At 45.3% G+C, this 17323-nt stretch carries 15 protein-coding genes; 14 read left to right on the top strand and 1 reads right to left on the bottom strand.

Annotated features, from left to right (window positions below; genetic code table 11):
- Positions 1-112 precede the first annotated feature (112 nt).
- Genes ACTNA4_RS03760 through ACTNA4_RS03745 form a run of 4 tightly spaced genes read left to right on the top strand, consistent with a single transcriptional unit; the run spans position 113 to position 8183 of the window.
- The gene (locus ACTNA4_RS03760) at positions 113-1603 is read left to right on the top strand and encodes a TIGR02677 family protein (RefSeq protein WP_441028601.1); all 1491 of its coding nucleotides are present in this window, start codon (positions 113-115) and stop codon (positions 1601-1603) included.
- Complete coding sequence (locus ACTNA4_RS03755) at positions 1600-2745, top strand: TIGR02678 family protein (RefSeq protein WP_441028600.1); 1146 nt, start codon at positions 1600-1602, stop codon at positions 2743-2745. Before ACTNA4_RS03760 ends, ACTNA4_RS03755 begins: the two co-directional genes overlap by 4 nt.
- Positions 2735-6832: a TIGR02680 family protein gene (locus ACTNA4_RS03750; protein ID WP_441028599.1), complete on the top strand. Its 4098-nt coding sequence runs from the start codon at positions 2735-2737 to the stop codon at positions 6830-6832. Before ACTNA4_RS03755 ends, ACTNA4_RS03750 begins: the two co-directional genes overlap by 11 nt.
- Positions 6789-8183 (top strand): TIGR02679 domain-containing protein, encoded by a 1395-nt coding sequence (locus ACTNA4_RS03745; RefSeq protein WP_441028598.1) that lies wholly within the window; start codon positions 6789-6791, stop codon positions 8181-8183. Before ACTNA4_RS03750 ends, ACTNA4_RS03745 begins: the two co-directional genes overlap by 44 nt.
- Here ACTNA4_RS03745 and ACTNA4_RS03740 read toward each other — a convergent pair.
- Positions 8135-9037, bottom strand: coding sequence for an AraC family transcriptional regulator (locus ACTNA4_RS03740; RefSeq protein ID WP_427808140.1), 903 nt, complete (start codon positions 9035-9037; stop codon positions 8135-8137). The genes ACTNA4_RS03745 and ACTNA4_RS03740 overlap by 49 nt on opposite strands.
- A gap of 171 nt (positions 9038-9208) precedes the next feature.
- Between ACTNA4_RS03740 and ACTNA4_RS03735 the strand changes: the two genes are divergently transcribed.
- The 10 genes from ACTNA4_RS03735 to ACTNA4_RS03690 all read left to right on the top strand — a co-directional run bounded on the left by ACTNA4_RS03735 (position 9209) and on the right by ACTNA4_RS03690 (position 17195).
- A complete protein-coding gene (locus tag ACTNA4_RS03735) occupies positions 9209-10384 on the top strand; it encodes an MFS transporter (protein ID WP_441028597.1) in 1176 nt (391 codons plus the stop codon).
- Between the two features lie 171 nt (positions 10385-10555).
- Positions 10556-12322, top strand: coding sequence for a S8 family peptidase (locus ACTNA4_RS03730; protein ID WP_441028595.1), 1767 nt, complete (start codon positions 10556-10558; stop codon positions 12320-12322).
- 241 nt (positions 12323-12563) lie between these two features.
- Entirely contained in the window at positions 12564-12959 is a 396-nt protein-coding gene (locus tag ACTNA4_RS03725; protein WP_441028594.1) for a hypothetical protein, read from the top strand.
- Positions 12960-13114: 155 nt separating this feature from the next.
- Positions 13115-13351 (top strand): DUF3791 domain-containing protein, encoded by a 237-nt coding sequence (locus ACTNA4_RS03720; RefSeq protein WP_427806818.1) that lies wholly within the window; start codon positions 13115-13117, stop codon positions 13349-13351.
- On the top strand, positions 13348-13818 hold the full coding sequence (locus tag ACTNA4_RS03715) for a DUF3990 domain-containing protein (protein WP_427806750.1): 471 nt from the start codon (positions 13348-13350) through the stop codon (positions 13816-13818). The genes ACTNA4_RS03720 and ACTNA4_RS03715 overlap by 4 nt, the downstream gene beginning before the upstream one ends.
- Positions 13815-14048 carry a DUF3791 domain-containing protein gene (locus tag ACTNA4_RS03710; RefSeq protein ID WP_441018910.1) on the top strand — a complete coding sequence of 78 codons (234 nt, stop codon included), beginning with the start codon at positions 13815-13817 and terminating at the stop codon, positions 14046-14048. Before ACTNA4_RS03715 ends, ACTNA4_RS03710 begins: the two co-directional genes overlap by 4 nt.
- A gap of 82 nt (positions 14049-14130) precedes the next feature.
- Positions 14131-14295, top strand: a complete 165-nt coding sequence (locus tag ACTNA4_RS03705) for a hypothetical protein (protein WP_441028592.1) — start codon at positions 14131-14133, stop codon at positions 14293-14295.
- 98 nt (positions 14296-14393) lie between these two features.
- Entirely contained in the window at positions 14394-15881 is a 1488-nt protein-coding gene (locus tag ACTNA4_RS03700; RefSeq protein ID WP_441028590.1) for a family 43 glycosylhydrolase, read from the top strand.
- A gap of 220 nt (positions 15882-16101) precedes the next feature.
- Entirely contained in the window at positions 16102-16707 is a 606-nt protein-coding gene (locus ACTNA4_RS03695) for a sugar O-acetyltransferase (RefSeq protein WP_441028588.1), read from the top strand.
- Between the two features lie 59 nt (positions 16708-16766).
- Positions 16767-17195, top strand: coding sequence for an MATE family efflux transporter (locus ACTNA4_RS03690; protein ID WP_441028586.1), 429 nt, complete (start codon positions 16767-16769; stop codon positions 17193-17195).
- Positions 17196-17323: the final 128 nt, after the last annotated feature.

The following is a 17323-nucleotide window of genomic DNA, read 5'->3' as shown; positions in this document are numbered from 1 at the left end:
AATAGAATATTGCTATCTTATCACAAGTATTGGAAAAATGGAAACCTAAAAACCTTGCAATCTCCTGCCGCATAAGCTATACTGCCATTAGTAATGCGGAGGACAGAAAATCATGCATGTAACTGACAAATTAACAAGGCCACTTACGGAGGCGAAGTACTTAAATGCGGATAATGTTGACCGATACCGGAGCATTATGCGCATTTTTTATGAGAATTATGAAAAACTGAAATACTGGATGTACCAGGAGGATGTCTATGCCCAGATGATACAGGATCCGTATTTTTCTGAATATCGGATGGAGCAGTGCCAGCAGGATCTGGCTGCGCTGGTGGAATGGAAGAATCTGACTACGATTCAGGATACCAGAAAGGTTTCTTCCATTGAAGAGTTCAAGAATAAGAAGTTCCGTTATCAGATGTCGGAGTATAGTGTGGAAATTGAACGTCTGGTACTCAGGCTGGAGAATCTCTTCATCGAAGGAGCGTCTTTGGAACCGACCCTTCTGGAGCGGATCCGGCGCAGTGTTGCGAGATTTCCGGAAATGGGCGGGGCGGATTTGAATACAGTTTATACATGGTGGCAGGATTTGAACAATGATTTTATCCGGCTGAACCAGAATTACCAGGACTACATTCGCGATTTGAACAGTGTGAAAGCAGAAGAAATGATGCGGACGAAGGAATTCCTGGTATTTAAGGATAAACTGGTGGAGTATCTGAGAAATTTCATCAAGGGATTGCAGAGAAATGTGGGCGTAATCGAAGAGAATCTGCGGATGTTGGATCCGGAACTGCTTCATCAAGTGCTGGACAAGGTGAACCAGTATGAATTGTCGATTCCGAGGATAGATGTGGAAGTATCTCCGGAGCTCATTGAAGAGAAGACGAAAGGGCGCTATCAGAGCATCCGTAACTGGTTTGTGGCGGAGAATGGGCAGGAAAATGAAGCCGGGAAATTGTTTGATGCAACGAATGAGATTATCCGCAGGATTACACGGTATGCGGCGCAGCTGAGCGAGAAAAATGCACTGGGAGCGAACCGCAGGGAAGAATACCGAAAGGTGGCGGAACTGTTCCTGAAGTGTGAAGATGTACAGGAAGCACACAAAATGTCGGCAATGGTTTTCGGACTGGAGAAACCATTTCATTTAAAAGGGGACAGCCCGAGAGAGACGGACAGTATGAACAAAGGTGTATATGAGGAGCCGGCATTGGAGCTGTTGCTGAAACCCAGAGTGAGAACATACCGTGAGAAAACGAGGAGAAGTTCTATCAGAGACAGCCGAAGGGAAAAGGAAGAGACCAGAAAGCAGATGCTGGAGCAGCTTCGGGAGGACAGGAGGAAGATTGAAATGCTGGAGCGGGATGGGCGGATCGATTTCGCATCCCTTCCGGTTATTGAGCCGAGAGTGCGGGAAATCCTGCTGAAATGGCTGTCGGATGCGCTGGAGGATGCAGATTATACGGCACGGACGGATGACGGAAGACTGTATGTACTGGATACAAGAGAGGCAAAAGAGAGCTGTGTGGTGCATTGTGAGGACGGAAACTTTACGATGCCGAAGCTTGCGATCGTATTTCAAGAGGAAACGGGAGAATGAAAGAGTTAGAGGCATTACTGGAAAAGCGCTGGATTCTGAAAACGGAGGACAAAGAACTGTATTATAAAGTCAGAGATTCGATTGGTGAAATCCGGCGTTTTGCAACAGATAAGATGGGATGTCAAGTCATAGAAAATTCACTTCTTGTAAAAATGGAGAAGATTCCGGCGATACCGGAAAGTTTTATGGGAATCGAAGAATTTACATCAAGAGAGGAATATGCATTTCTTTGTATTTTGCTGATGTTTCTGGAGGATAAGGATGCGGAGGAGCAGTTCATCCTCTCGCAGCTTACAGAGTATGTTTCCGCCAATATGCCGGGACAGCCGGTGGACTGGACCTTATATACCAGCCGGAGGAGAATGGTGAAGGTGCTTCGGTATGCAGTGGCACAGGGGATTGTGAAGGTGACGGATGGAAGCGACGATGTGTTCATGGACGAAGAGTCCGGGGAAGTGCTGTATGAAAATACAGGAGCATCCAGATATTTTATGAGAAATTTTTCAAGGGATATCATGGAATATACAAGACCCGAGGACTTCCGTGAGAGTGACTGGTTCGAAATGAATGAGGATCGTGGAATCGCAAGAAGACACCGCGTTTACAAACGGCTGCTGTTTTCGGTTGGGATGTATCGGAACGCCGGAGCAGAGGAGGATTTTGAATACTTAAAATACTACGGCCGCAGACTTGCGGAGGATTTGGAACAGAATTTTGATTGTCAGGTGCATATTCACAAGGGAAGTGCATTTCTTCTGGCAGGGGAAGACTGCCATATCGGAACGACATTTCCCGGGAACAATGCGCTGTCGGATATTCTGCTCCTGTGCTGCGCAAAAATCCGCGAGAAAGTGGAGAGCGGAGCATGGAAAACCGGGAATGATGATACCGTTCGTGTTGAAGAGATCGAGTTTGAGCAGATGTTAAGAGAAGTAAAGGCTGAGTCGGGATCCGGATTCACAAAGAATTACCGGGAGATGCCGGAAGGGGAGTTTGTGCGTGAGATCACGGAGAATCTGGAGCGGTGGACCTTTATCAAATGTGAGGAGAAGGAGCATCAGGTGATCATATATCCGTCGGCGGGAAAGATGACGGGATGTTATCCGGACGATTATGCGGGAGGAAATACGAATGAACAGTAGATGGCAGGCAAATAAAATCGGTCTTATTAATTTCTGGTACTATGATGAGCAGGAGTTCCCTTTCGTAAAAGGAAGAATGCTGCTGCGTGGATCGAACGGTTCGGGAAAATCTGTCACTATGCAGAGTGTGGTTCCCCTCCTTCTGGACGGAAATATGAGCCCGGAGCGACTGGATCCCTTTGGTTCCCGGGACAGAAAGATGAGCAGTTATCTCCTGGAGGAGGACGATGGAAGGGACGAACGCACGGGATATCTGTATCTGGAATTCAGGCGGAAGGAAAGTGATACCTATCTCACCATTGGGATGGGAATCCGTGCAAGGAGAGGAAAACCGCTGGATAAATGGTATTTTGGCCTGACTGACGGGAGAAGAATCGGAAAGGATTTTTTCCTGTACAAGGAGACAGATGAGAAGGTAACACTCTCCCGTAAGGAATTGGAAAATCGCATTCAGGGTGGCGGTCAGGTATTTGACCGTCAGATAGAATACATGGAATTTGTAAACCGTCAGGTATTCGGTTTTGAGACGATGGAAGAGTATAAAGAAATGATCGATCTTTTGATCCAGCTTCGTACACCGAAGTTGTCAAAGGATTTTAAACCTTCTGTCATCAATGATATTCTGAGTGATTCGCTGCAGCCGCTGTCGGATGAGGATCTTCGTCCGATGTCTGAGGCGATTGAAAATATGGATACTATGAACCTGAACCTGAAAGCCAGACAGGAGGGAAAGCAGGCGGCAGAGAAGATTAACCGGGTACTGGATAAGTATAACCGGCTTGTTCTGTTTGAAAAAGCAGAAAATTTTGAGGAAAATCAAAAGAAGCTGGAATCTTTAGAAAAGGAAGAGAACGACAGAAAACGGCAGATTCGTGAGTGTGAAACCCGGGTGCAGGAGCTGGAAAAGAATAGGATGGATCTGGATGCCGGGAAGATTGCCATGGAAAAAGAACGTGACTCTCTGAGTAAAAGTGATGCGGTAGGGCTGAAACAGAAGGAAACAGAGCTTGCAGACCGGATTGCAGAAAAGGAAAAGACGCTGAGGGAGAAGGAGAAGCAGCTCGCAGACAAAGAGGAGCAGTATGTCGAATTCGAGAACAGAAAGAAGGCAGAGCAGGACAGGATATGGCAGAAGGAGCAGGAACTGAACCGGCTTCTGGAGGAAATGCAGGAAGAGGCCGATGAGATGGCATTTCAGGAGCATGCATTCATGAACATGGAACTGAAAGAGAACTTCCGCACGGCATATGCATTTGATACGCATGAAAAGCAGTTTTTACAGACACAGAAGCATATTTCAGAAGGACTCCATGTTTTGCGTGAGGTGGATGCACAGCAGAGGCAGGTGGAAGAGTTGCTACAGAAGCGAGAGAAGCATCAGAGGGAGACGGATGCGGCGTGTCGGAAGGTGAGTGAGCTGGAAGCCGTGTTTGTGCAGGTGCAGAACGAATGGAAGGAAGCACTTTATAGCTGGAACGGGCGCAATCAGGAGCTTGTTCTGTCCGGCGAGATGCTGAAACAACTGGCGCAGTTCGCAGAGACCTATGATGAGAAGGCAGATTTTGGCAGTGTTCGCCAGATGGTGGCAGATGTAAAGATTGGGAAAAAATCAGAACTGGATGCAACTCTTTGGAAGAACCGGGCGAGAGTGAAGGAGCTTCAGGCAGAGTACGAGGAACGAAAAACACAGCTCCATGAGTGGGAGAACCATAAAGAGCCGGAGCCGGAGCGCAGTGAGGCGGTCTTAAGAAACAGAAAACGCCTGCAGGAAATGCAGATCCCATATCAGGAATTTTACAAGGTCATTGAATTCGGAACAGCGCTTGACAAAGCATCCTGTGACCGACTGGAAGAAGCTTTGTACTATATGGGTATTCTGGATGCGCTTGTAATCGAAGAACAGTACAAAGAAAAGGTACTGTCTATGGAACGTGGCTGCAGCGATAAATACTTGTTTGTCCAGAAGCAGCGGGTGGAAAAAAGTATTCTGGATGTGTTGGAACTGAATGATTCGGTAAATGATATCTTCTTTAATCAACGGATTACCGGCATCCTTGGAAATATTGCCTATGACGGGGAGGGAATCACATCTATTTCATCACAGGGAACTTACCAGATCGGTGTTCTGACAGGAACCGTGACTGGAGAATATGAAGCCGGATTTCTCGGAACCAGAGCGAGAGAGCAGAATCGTCAGGCGAAGATCGCAGCATGTATTGCGGCGATGGAACTGTTGGAAAAGGAGCTGGCGGGACTTCAAAAAGAGGCAGAAGAGCTGCAGGAACGCATTGATCTCCTTACTAAAGAATACGAAGCATTTCCGGGGGATGTGGATCTTAAGGAGGCGTACCGGATGATGGCGGATGCCGCAAGGTATGCAGACCGAATGAAGGAAGAAGGACTTCTCATGGAAGAAAAGCTTCGTGAAATGACGGAGATCTTAAGAGAGAAAAAGAAGGAAGCTTTACAGATTGCGGAAAAGCTGTATCTGACCTGCAGCTACGAGGTGTTCCTGAGAGCGGATGAGGCGGCTCGCGGATACGGACAGCATTTCTATCAGTTGAAATCCGGTCATGAACTGTTTGTACAGATGGTGTCTCATTTGCGTGAACTTGGTGAACGTATGGAAGATCTGGATGCAGATATGGATCAGATTCGGTATGATGCCGGAAATACAGAAAAAGCGCTGCGAGCAGATCGTGCAGAATATGCTTCCGTGCAGGAGCAGCTGAAGTTAACGGATTATGAAGAAATCAAAGAGCGGCTGGATGCCTGTGTGAAATGGCTGAACGAGTATCCGCAAAGACTGCAGGATTGTGTGGAGGAGAAAACTCAGAAAAGTGAGCAGGCAAAGAATCTGAAGGATCAGATGGAGGCAGGAGCCGAGAATATCAGAGAGCGAAGAAGAAGGGGAGAGTATCTCCGAAAATGCTATGAAGCAGAAATGGCTCTTTCTTATGTAGCGATTCCGGAAGAACTGGTGCAGGAAGTGGGTAAGGTATGCGGGTATCTTGCCACAGACTGCCGTGAACTCCAGAAAGAGAAGATCATTCGGGATCTGAACGAGGTTTATTTTGCAAACAAGGGATTTCTGAATGATTATCAGCTCATGCAGACGGAACTGTTTGGTGAACTGGATGAATTTGCCAGAAAGGGAGACCCGGCGGCGAAACGTATGGACATTCTGGCAAGATATCAGGGAGTAAAGATTCCGTTTTCTAAGTTACTTGACCATCTGGAAGAAGAGATTGCAGAGCTTGTGGAACTGATCAAAGACGGAGACAGGGAGCTGTTCGAGGATATTCTGGCAAATACAGTGAGCCGGAAAATCCGTGGAAAAATCAACAGTTCCAATGCGTGGGTCGATAAGATGAACGCACTGATGGGAGCCATGAACACCTCAAGCGGTCTGAAACTGAGCCTGCGCTGGCGAAGCAAAACGGCGGAGACAGAGGATCAGCTCGATACGAAAGAACTGGTGGAACTTCTGAAAAAAGACTATCGTCTGATGCGGGAGGATGAGGCGGCCAAGCTGTCACTCCACTTCCGTTCCAAGGTGGAAGAGGCTAGACGGCACGCAAAGGACAGTGAAGGCATGGTCTCTTTCTATCAGGTGATGAAGGAAACACTGGATTATCGGAAATGGTTCGAATTCCAGCTCTTTTCACAGAAGAGCGGTGAGCGTCAGAAAGAACTGACGAACAGTGTCTTCGGAACCTTCAGCGGCGGTGAGAAAGCAATGTCCATGTATGTACCGCTGTTCTCGGCGGTCGTGGCCAAATACCAGGGAGGACGGGCGGATGCTCCGCGGCTGATTTCTCTGGACGAAGCATTTGCCGGTGTGGACAATAAGAATATTCGGGATATGTTCCGGCTGATGACGGAATTCCAGTTTGATTTTATCATCAATTCACAGGTGCTCTGGGGGGATTGTGATACGCTTGATGCGCTGGCAATTTACCAGCTCCTCAGACCGGAAAATGCAAAATTTGTGACCGTAATGCCTTATCTGTGGAACGGTAAGGCGAAGGAGATGGTGGACGATGAAGAAAAGATGGAACAACGGGCTCTCCAGTTCGCTGACTAGAGAATGTGCAGACTATTTCCGGGAGAGGCCGGTATTTGACCGGCTTCTGCGCGGATTCCGGGAAAAATATATGTCCTATGGATCCTTCTCCGGTACGGTAACTGTGCGTAATTTATCCGAAGAGGACATAGAGGATCTGGAAGGATTTTTTCAGAAAAATTTCCATGGACAAAAAAGTGTATCTATTTCTGCGGCCAGGTTTGAAAAGGCACTGAAGAACAGCAGATTTGACGGCTGCCAGCCAAAAGAGATTCTGGAACAATATTTTGGGGAAGAAATGGCGGGGAAGAAAGAGCTGCAAAAGGAAGAGGAACAGAAGTGGTTTCTGGAACTGGAGCATGCGAAAAGATCGTGTATCGGAACTTTGGCGCAGCAGTGGGTGGATGAACTGATTCAGAAGAAAAGTGAGACATCACTTTATCTGGCAAAGCGTTACCGAGAATCCGGTAAAAACATAGAAGAAGTAAGGGCACTGCTGCATTTGGGAATCCGGATCCTCAATGCATTTCCATATCATCAGGAGAAAACGGAATATCTGGCAGTATTTGCCGCGATGATGACCGGGAATCCACATGCTTTTGATGACGGCATGAAGGATGGACAGTTTTTGCGGCTTCTGGCAGAATGGGATACAGTGCACAGGGGGCTGAATGTCGAAAAATCGGAACTGTTCCCGGCATTACAGAAGCAGAGGATTTATTTGGCGGTTGGGATACTAAGAGACGATGTTTCCAATTGTGTGATGCTTTCGGGAATCCGGGCATGGAATCGGAATGGAAAAGCGCATGCAGGAATGGAAGGATTCCGGGACGAGGGTGACCCTGTGCAGGTGCCGCTGGCGGTGCTTGCCGGATGGGAGCGGGTTGAATGCCCGGCTCAGGAAATCTATATTGTGGAAAATCCATCCGTATATGCTATGTTATGCGGAACATGGAGAGGGCGAAAAGCATGTATGTGCATGAACGGGCAGCCCAGACTCAGTGCAGTGATGATGCTGGACCTGCTTGAAAAGGCGGGGATTAAGGTGTACTACGCGGGAGACTTTGATCCGGAAGGATTGCTGATTGCCCAGAAAATCCGACGCTATTATAAGGGAGAGATGGAGTACTGGCATATGTCGGCTAAAGACTATGAGAAAAGCCGATCCAGGGAGAATATTTCCGTAAGAAGGCTGAAGATGCTGGATAGGATTGAAGATACGGAACTCGTGGAACTTGCGAAGGCGATTCGTAAGGAAGGTGTAGCGGGATATCAGGAATCAATTTGGGAAGTGTATCTGGATGGAGTTGATCCTTGTGAAGCTTACAGAAAATGCTTCTGCTCCCGGTACTCGGTTGGAGTAAAATTGTAGCGTTTTTTGAATATTTTGCAAAAGTATTCCACGTTATGAAATCCAGTCTCAGAAGAAATGAGGTGGATTTTCTTTTCGGTTTTTGAAAGTAACTGACTGGCCTGCTTTAAACGATAGTTAATCAGATAGTTTACAGGTGTAATATGTAAATACTTTCGAAACAGATTTAAAGCAGTGCTCTTGCTGACCATCGCTTCTCTTGCTATGTCATCCAATGAGATGTTTTGTGAATAATTCAGGTGGATAAACTGCATCATGAGCTGTAACCGGGCCTGAGAAGAAGAGGAATGATCCTTATGTTCTTCCGGGGAAGGGATGTCTGCATTTTCAAATATTTCCTGCCAGAGATTCTGAAGGAGGGAGACGGTGATGAGTTCTTTGGATGCAGCCGAATCCTGGGCAGAAATAATTTGTTGCATGACGGTTAAAGCCCTGGCCTGCCAGCATACTTCTTTATGAAATATCAGAAATGACAAGGAAGAAGAAATAACGGGCAGAATATATTTCTGATAAATAAAGCTGTCGCATGCGGCAATAAAAGAAGGCATAAATACGAAATTGGGAATGAGAGCTTTTGATGGAGAATAAAGGCGATGGAGTACTTTTGTATTAATGAAGATTCCATCTCCTTCGCTTAATTTAAACTGGTCTTCTCCAATCCAGAAAGTAACAGTCCCGGATTCAATATAAATAAACTCTAATTCTGTATGCCAGTGCCATTCAATACAGTTGAAATCAAAAACTGACAAATCCTCATAATAAAACTGGAAAGGATAGCTGCTGTTGCCGTGCTGAACGGTCTCCATCAGATTTTCATCTGTAAGGATTTTGGTATAATTCGTATTTATATTCATTGTACGCTCCTTTTTTGAAATGCATTTTACGATATTATACAATAAATATCAGAAATAAATCAATGAAAATCAAATAATTATGTTATATAATTCAATGCGAATGCAGCGGAAACAGATCATACCGCGTGAGAATAAAATATATTGCAGAATACAAAAAAAGGAGTGATGATTATGCCTGATTATCGGAAAACAAAAAGAGCCTGTTATATGGGATTTATTACACAGGCAATTGCAGCTAATTTTGCCCCGCTGTTATTTTTAAAATTTCATTATGATTATCAGATTACACTTGGAAAAATTGCATTGATTTCTACCTGCTTTTTCTTTACACAGTTGCTGGTAGACCTGTTTTGCGCAAAGTTTGTGGACAAAATAGGGTATCGAATCTGTATTGTTGCTTCTGAGGTTTGTTCGGCAGCGGGACTCATTGGTCTGGCGTTTTTGCCGGATCTTTTGCCGGAACCGTTTGTCGGAATGATCCTGAGTGTTATTGTGTATGCAGTCGGAAGCGGTCTGATTGAAGTGCTTTGCAGTCCGATTGTAGAGGCATGTCCATTTGACAACAAAGAGGCGACGATGAGCCTGCTTCACTCTTTTTATTGTTGGGGAGCGGTAGGAACAATTGTAATCTCTACACTGTTTTTTGCGGTGTTTGGCATGGACAGATGGAAATGGCTGGCTGTCTTATGGGCACTTGTTCCGGCCATAAATATCTATAATTTTGCTACTTGTCCGATCGAACATCTGGTAGATGACGGGAAAGGAATGGGAATAAAAGAACTGTTTCGAAAACCTCTTTTCTGGATCGCAATATGCTTAATGATATGCTCCGGCGCATCAGAACTGGCAATGGCACAATGGGCATCGGCTTATGCTGAGGCGGCTCTGGGGCTGTCAAAGACAGTTGGAGATCTGGCAGGTCCCTGCATGTTTGCTGTTACAATGGGGATCAGTCGTGTGATCTTTGGAAAATATGGTGACAAAATGGATCTGATGAAATTTATGACAGGATCTGGAATACTATGTGTGATATGTTACCTGCTTGCTTCTGTATCGTCGAATCCGATAGCCGGTTTGATCGGATGTATTATCTGCGGCTTTTCTGTCGGGATTATGTGGCCCGGCACGATCAGTATTTCATCAGAAAGATTTCCGGCAGGCGGAACAGCGATGTTTGCGTTGCTTGCTATGGCAGGGGATCTGGGCGGAAGCATAGGCCCGGGGATTGTCGGGCGTGTGACTCAAAGTGCAGGAGACAATATTCGTGTGGGTATGGGAGTAGGACTTTTGTTCCCTATTACCTTATTAATCATGCTTTTTATTCTTGCAAGGCAAAAGAAACATTAATAAAAGTCTGAATCAAGTCCGTTTTACGAAAGATGTACAATCCTGCCGGCACAGGATGTAGAGAAGATCGTATGAATTAGAGGATAAAATGATGACACGAAAAATGTAAGCAGTAAAGATTCTAGAAAGTCATCATATATTGTAAAAAGCAAAATGATAGGATTTCTTGAAATGACGGAACAGAATCTGGAAAATATGTTGAATCTCGCATTGGACGCGACGGAAGAAGAGCGGGAAAAATCTCTGAATCTGGATGTGGGGTATTATCCGATTGAAAAAGAATGGGAGTTGATTGTAAAGTATTCCGGCTCCCTGGATGCGGTGCGGGAGTTCGCCGTGCAGGTGACCAAACTGAAAAATGAGTATGCGATCGTCGTTGTACGGGAATCAGACATACAGAGACTTGCGGATCTGCCGCAGGTGGAGTATATTGAAAAGCCAAAAAGATTATATTTTCAGGTGGAAAACGGAAGACGGGTATCTTGTATCAATTCGGTACAAGATACCCGTCTTTTTATTCCTGGCAGACCGGAAGGCACAGAAGGACTCTTCGGAAAAGGAGTGCTGGTTGCGATTCTGGATTCAGGGATTGATTATGCAAACATGGATTTTCGGAATCCGGACGGCACGACGAGGATTGTCAGTATCTGGGATCAGACAACTCCCGGCACGCCACCGGCAGGGTATGCGCTGGGGGCTGAGTATAGCAGACAGCAGATTGATGACGCGCTTCTTAAGAATGATCCGTTGGAAATGCGCAGACTGGTTCCCGTAACGGATACGTCCGGACACGGTACGGCGGTGGCTGGAATTGCGGCGGGAAATGGACTTGGGAGTGGAAATCGGTATCGCGGTGTGGCCAGTGAAAGTGAATTGATTGTTGTGAAACTTGGAAGGCCGAGGGAAGAAGGCTTCCCAAGGACGACAGAATTGATGATGGGACTGAATTATGTGGTGGAGAAGGCACTTGAGACAGGGAAACCGGTGGCAGTGAATATCAGTATTGGGAATACGTATGGGTCACATGACGGCACCTCTCTTCTGGAGCGTTTTATTGATGATATTTCGAATTTCTGGAAAAGTGTGATCTGTATCGGAATGGGAAATGAGGCTGCAAGCGCCGGGCATATCTCCGGAATATTGCAGGAAGGGGAAGAAAAGCGCATTCAGCTTGCCGTTCAGGAGAATCAGCCTACCCTGAATGCTCAGATCTGGAAATCTTATGTTGACGAGGTGGAAATATCTCTCAGAACGTCGGCAGGAACAATTGTCGGTCCAATCCGGGAGGTGCTGGGACCACAACGTTTCCGCGTAGGGGAGACGGAAATCCTTCTTTATTACGGGGAACCGAATCCATACAGTACGGCACAGGAAATCTACTTGGATTTTCTCCCGGTCGGAACGTATATCACTTCCGGAATATGGGAGATTGTACTTACTCCAGAGAAAATTGTGGAAGGAAATTATGAAATGTGGCTTCCCAGTGAAAATGTGCTGAATAAAGGAACCGGATTTTTGTTCCCACAGGAAAATGTTTCCCTCACGATCCCATCGACTGCAGAACGTGTGATCTCGGTTGGAGCCTATGATGCATGGACACTTACCTATGCAAATTTCTCCGGTCGGGGCTACCTGCTCGGCGGCGGAAGAGTGAAACCGGATCTTGTGGCTCCGGGAGTGAACGTGACGACGACACGGGCAGGGGGAGGAACGGTTACAGCAAGCGGGACTTCTTTTGCTACGCCCTTTGTGACCGGAGGGGCGGCACTTCTGATGGAGTGGGGGATTGTATGGGGGAATGACCCGTTTTTGTATGGGGAGAAGGTGAAAGCTTACTTAAGAAGAGGAGCCAGAGCGCTCCCGGGATTTGAAGAATATCCGAATTCACAGGTGGGGTATGGGGCTTTATGCGTGAGCGAAAGCCTGCCTAAGAGATGAAGTTAAAAAGAAACGAAAAATTACAAAATGCTGTTGACGGGACAAAGTTTTAATAAAAAATGAAATTGTACAATAAATTAAAAATATTGAAAAGGATATTGACATGTATTATAATTTTAATACGAAGATCAAAGATGTTAGCAATTAAATAAAAAATGAACAAAAATAAAATTAATAAATAAATTGATAAAATAGAACAAAGGAGACAGAGTGGAATGAGAATATCAACACTGAGATTAAAATGCTAATAAAAGAATGTGTTAGGCAGGGGGGAATGTACACTGCACCAGATTTTAAAGAGTATATAGTAGCAAATAGTGGGAAAGATGTTACACGTGGTCAAATATCTGGAGCTGTGTCTCAGTTAGTTGATACGAAAGAGATTGTAAGAGTTGGGCGCGGTTTATATGCAAAGGATATGAAGGTGACCGCAAATAAAAAGAAAAGCAATGATGATGAAGTAAAGGATACATTAAAAATACAAATTTATAATACATTGATTAAAGTGGAGAAAGAGTTGGCAACAACAATTAGCTCAGTTGATATTTGGAAATTAAATGGTGAAAATTTTGAAATTGTGACAAAAATGCGTGAATTGAAAGATTCTATAGAAGAGATAAAAACGCAATGCAAATAAGAAGGGGATATAGAGGTGGTAATGAAGTGAAACATAATATTCTTGATTCAATATTATCAAATACAGTTTTAGGTTAGGAAGAAAAGGAAAAGTCAATTAACGTTGCTCTTTCTGAAATTGCAACAAATATTAAGTAAAGGGAGGTAGAATTTGTGATGCAGGATGGAAAAATAAAAAATTCCAGTGAGTTGGAGTTTGTCGTGTTTTGCATTGAAAATGTGGCGGCAAAACTGGGTGTAGATGCAGAGTATGTCTATCAGGCATTTACTGAAAAGAGCGACATTCTGAACGGATATATCGTGCCGGAATATGAAGTGCTGCATACTCAGAGCCGGGAATATATCGTAGACGACCTTCTTGATGTGATGAAAGAAAGGGGTGTGAAAGTATGATTCTCTATCATGGTTCTTTTTTAGAGATTGCAAAGCCGGATTTGGTTCATTCCCGTCCTAATGTTGACTTCGGACGTGGCTTCTATGTCACGCCACTGCATGAGCAGGCTGAAAAGTGGTGCGGAAAGTTCAAACGTCGTGGAAAAGATGGTGTTATTTCTCGATATGAGTATGATGAAAGTCGGAAAGTTGAACTGAAAATATTGAAATTCGATTCGTATTCCGAAGAATGGCTGGACTTTATTCTGAACTGCCGTAGCGGAAAAGATTCGACAAATTATGACCTTGTTGTGGGCGGTGTTGCCAATGATAAGGTATTCAATACGGTGGAACTGTTTTTTGACGGATTGATTGATAAGATGGAAGCCATCAACCGTCTGCGATATGAAAAGCCGAACCTGCAAATTTGTTTTCGCACAGAGAAGGCATTGTCTTTGCTACATTTTGAAGGGAGTGAAATATTATGACAGCTAATCCGATTTTACTTCAGAAAAAATACAGCCGTGTCATTGAGTGTTTTGCTAAACAGCAGGGACTTTCACTGGATGCGGCATTGGATTTTTTTTACCATTCCGAGGTCTATCAGCTGATTCGTGACGGTGTATCGGATATGCACTGCATGAGCGATGCATATCTGGCAGAGGAACTGGAACAGGAATATGCTGAGAAAAAGCAGTTGGAAAAAGGGGGATTTTGACATACAGTGGTAAATTGATTATTCCGGCCCCTTTGGGTTCTTCCGCAACTGCCCGTTTTCTACTTCCAATGAAATTATTTCTGTGATAAAACATTGGTATCAAGTAAAGGCTGAGATCGTAAAAGACGGAATCACAGATGACGCATGGAGTGCATACCTTGATAAAATGGATGCTATGGGACTTTCCGAACTGCTGGAACTGAAGCAGAAAGGTTTCGATATGTTCTATGAACTGACCAATTATTAATTGGGTGTCACGGTACTTGATGAAGTAATGTGCGAGGGCTGCCGTATTGGCGGCCCTTTTGCAAATGAATGATTTGAAAAAAGACAGGAGGAAGAGCAATGGATCTGTTTTACTCACCGGAGTATGCAAAAACAGGAGATGTCATCCCATATTACAATGAAGAAACAAAACGGTTTGAAGGTTATTATTTAAAGAACTGGAATCCGGATGCGCCGAAGGATATGGTCGTGTACGGATGGCATCATATTGTTTCGGAGGACAACCGGAATTTTATAGAAACGCCCACCAACATTCACGGAGGGACAGGTTCCATTCTGAAAGTGAACGGATTGTATCACATGTTTTACTGCACGTTTGATCAGGAACCGCAGGCCCAGTGGGCAAGACATGCGACCAGCACCGATCTGGTACACTGGACAGATATACCGGAAGAGAAATTTACAGCTGACGGAGAAATCTACAGGATGTCGGACTGGAGAGATCCATTTGTATTCTGGAATGAGGAAGAGCAGAAATGGTGGATGCTGCTTGCTGCACGGGAAAATGGTGCAACTGAGAGAAATGGCTGTGTAGCGCTCTGTGTCTCAGATGACCTGGCTCACTGGGAATACAGAAGACCGCTTTACGCACCGCGAACCCATCAGGGAGCTTATGAGTGTCCGGACTTCTTTAAGATGGGAGACTGGTATTATCTGGTTTATTCCAGTTATACGGACGGATTCAGTACCTATTATCGTATGAGTCGGTCCCCAAAAGGACCATGGCTCAAACCCAGAGTGGATACCTTTGACGGAAGAGCTTTTTATGCGGCTAAGACAGGGACGGATGGAAAGGATCGTTTTATTTATGGATGGAATCCGACCCGGGGAGAGAACGGATGGGGATTTGATCCGGGGAACGATTTTGGAAAGGACTATCAGACCTGGAACTGGGGCGGTTCCATTGTAGTACACAAGATCCTGCAGCATGAGGACGGGACGCTGGGGGTATGCCCGGTGGACAGTGTAGCCAATGCGTTTGTCAGGTCGGAAGAAATACATGCAGAAGGGCTGACAGGAACATGGACGAAAGATCATAACAGCCTCAGCTGCTGCTCGGAATACGGTTATTCGGCTGCGCTTGCGCAGAAAATCCCGGAACAGTGCTGTATCCGTGCAACTTTGAAATATACAGGAGAACCGTCCCGGTTTGGCCTTGCTTTGCAGGTGGACGAGAAATTTGACTTCGGATATTATCTGATGTTTGAGCCGGATTTCAACAGAATTCAGTTCCGTTCCGGACTTAGAATGTATGAACAGGGAGGACAGATGTTCCCGTATGCGGTAGAGATGGAGCGTCCGCTTACTCTGGAGACGGACAAAGAATACGAACTTGCACTCTATATACAGGATACGATCGCTGTACTCTATGTAAACAACGATGTGGCTTTTGGTTTCAGAATGTATAATTATCAGGGACGCAGTCTCGGGTTCTTTGTCTCTGAGGGAAATCTGGAAGTAAAAGATGCAGTGATTATGACGGAAAGGAGAGAAGCATTTATCTTGAAAGAAGATAAGACTCCCACCTCTATAGGTGGTGAGTTGTGACAAATATGTCTTGGTGGGAGTCCAATTTCCTTCCAAGATAAAGCCTCCGGCGGATTGCAGAGGTGCGCAGATGTATTGTGTCATGCAAAGCATGACGCGCACCTCGCAGCAAGTACGCCGAGGCGTACTTGAACTAGGGAGATAATTGACATAATAAATTTTCAGGAATATAATAGCAAGCTAACGATAATGAAAAATATGAATTTGAGGAGTGTTGAAAATGGATCAAAAAGAAAGAATGCTTGCAGAACTTCCCTACATTGCATCTGATGAAGTATTGAGCAGGGAACGCCTGGAATGTAAAAGAAGGATTTATGAACTGAACCAAGTCCATCCGGATCAGTATAACAGGATTCCGGAGCTGCTAAAGGAATTGTTTGGAAAAACCGGCGAAGCTGTTTTTGTAGAGCCTCCATTTCATTGCGATTATGGTTATAACATAGAGGTCGGAGATAATTTCTTTGCAAACTATAACTGTACAGTTTTGGATGTTGCAAAGGTGACAATAGGGAAAAATGTCATGCTGGGACCAAATGTGTCTTTTTATACTGCCGGACATCCGTTACATCATGAATCCAGAAACTCCGGCTATGAATACGGTATCTCAATTACTGTCGGAGATAATGTGTGGATAGGCGGGAGTGTCGTGATTATCGCGGGAGTGTCGATTGGGAATAATGTAGTGATTGGCGGCGGTAGTGTTGTGACCAGAGACATTCCGGACGGGGTGGTTGCTGCGGGTAATCCCTGCAGGGTGATCCGCGAGATCACGGAAGAAGACCGGAAATACTATTTTAAGAAGAGAGTTTTTGATGTGGAAATCTAACAGGTATTTGGGAAGCGGTTGTAAATATAGAACCGGCTTGTCATATTATCGGGATGGAAATGGGTGGAAATGCAGTCATCCTTACCATCGGGGCGGCAGTTGTGCTGACTGCGGCGGGGGAACTTGTGGCGTCGCCGATGCTGGCGCTTTTGAAAACACCGGAAAATATTGTTGCAGGTTCTCTGACATATCTGCGGGTTATGATAGGCGGGCTTACGGTCATCACGTTTTATAATCTTGAAGCCTCTCTTTTAAGGGCATTAGGGGATGGACGGTCTCCTTTGATAGCCATGGTGATTGCTTCCTGCACGAATATAGGTTTGGATCTGCTGTTTGTGATGGGATTCCGTTTGGGTATTGCCGGTGCTGCTGTGGCAACGCTGATGGCACAGGGGATTTCATGTATCTATTGTTTTGTTGTCCTGCGCAGAGTGTTGGACAGCGAATTGAGGGAGACGCAAACGACAAATTATTTTTCCGTCCTTTAAAGAATCGACCGCGCAGTCTGGGAGCTAATGGCAGATTGACAGCGATAATACGGCACATTATTGGAGAGTATTGAAAGATCACGGAGCCCCATAGAGCTCCGTGATCTCAGTGTTATTAATCTGTGTAT

This window comes from Bariatricus sp. HCP28S3_A7, from assembly GCF_052066375.1.
In the GTDB taxonomy this organism is placed as follows: Bacteria; Bacillota; Clostridia; order Lachnospirales; family Lachnospiraceae; genus Allocoprococcus.
The sequence above is the reverse complement of the archived record's forward strand: the minus strand, read 5'-3'. Positions and strand labels throughout refer to the sequence as shown.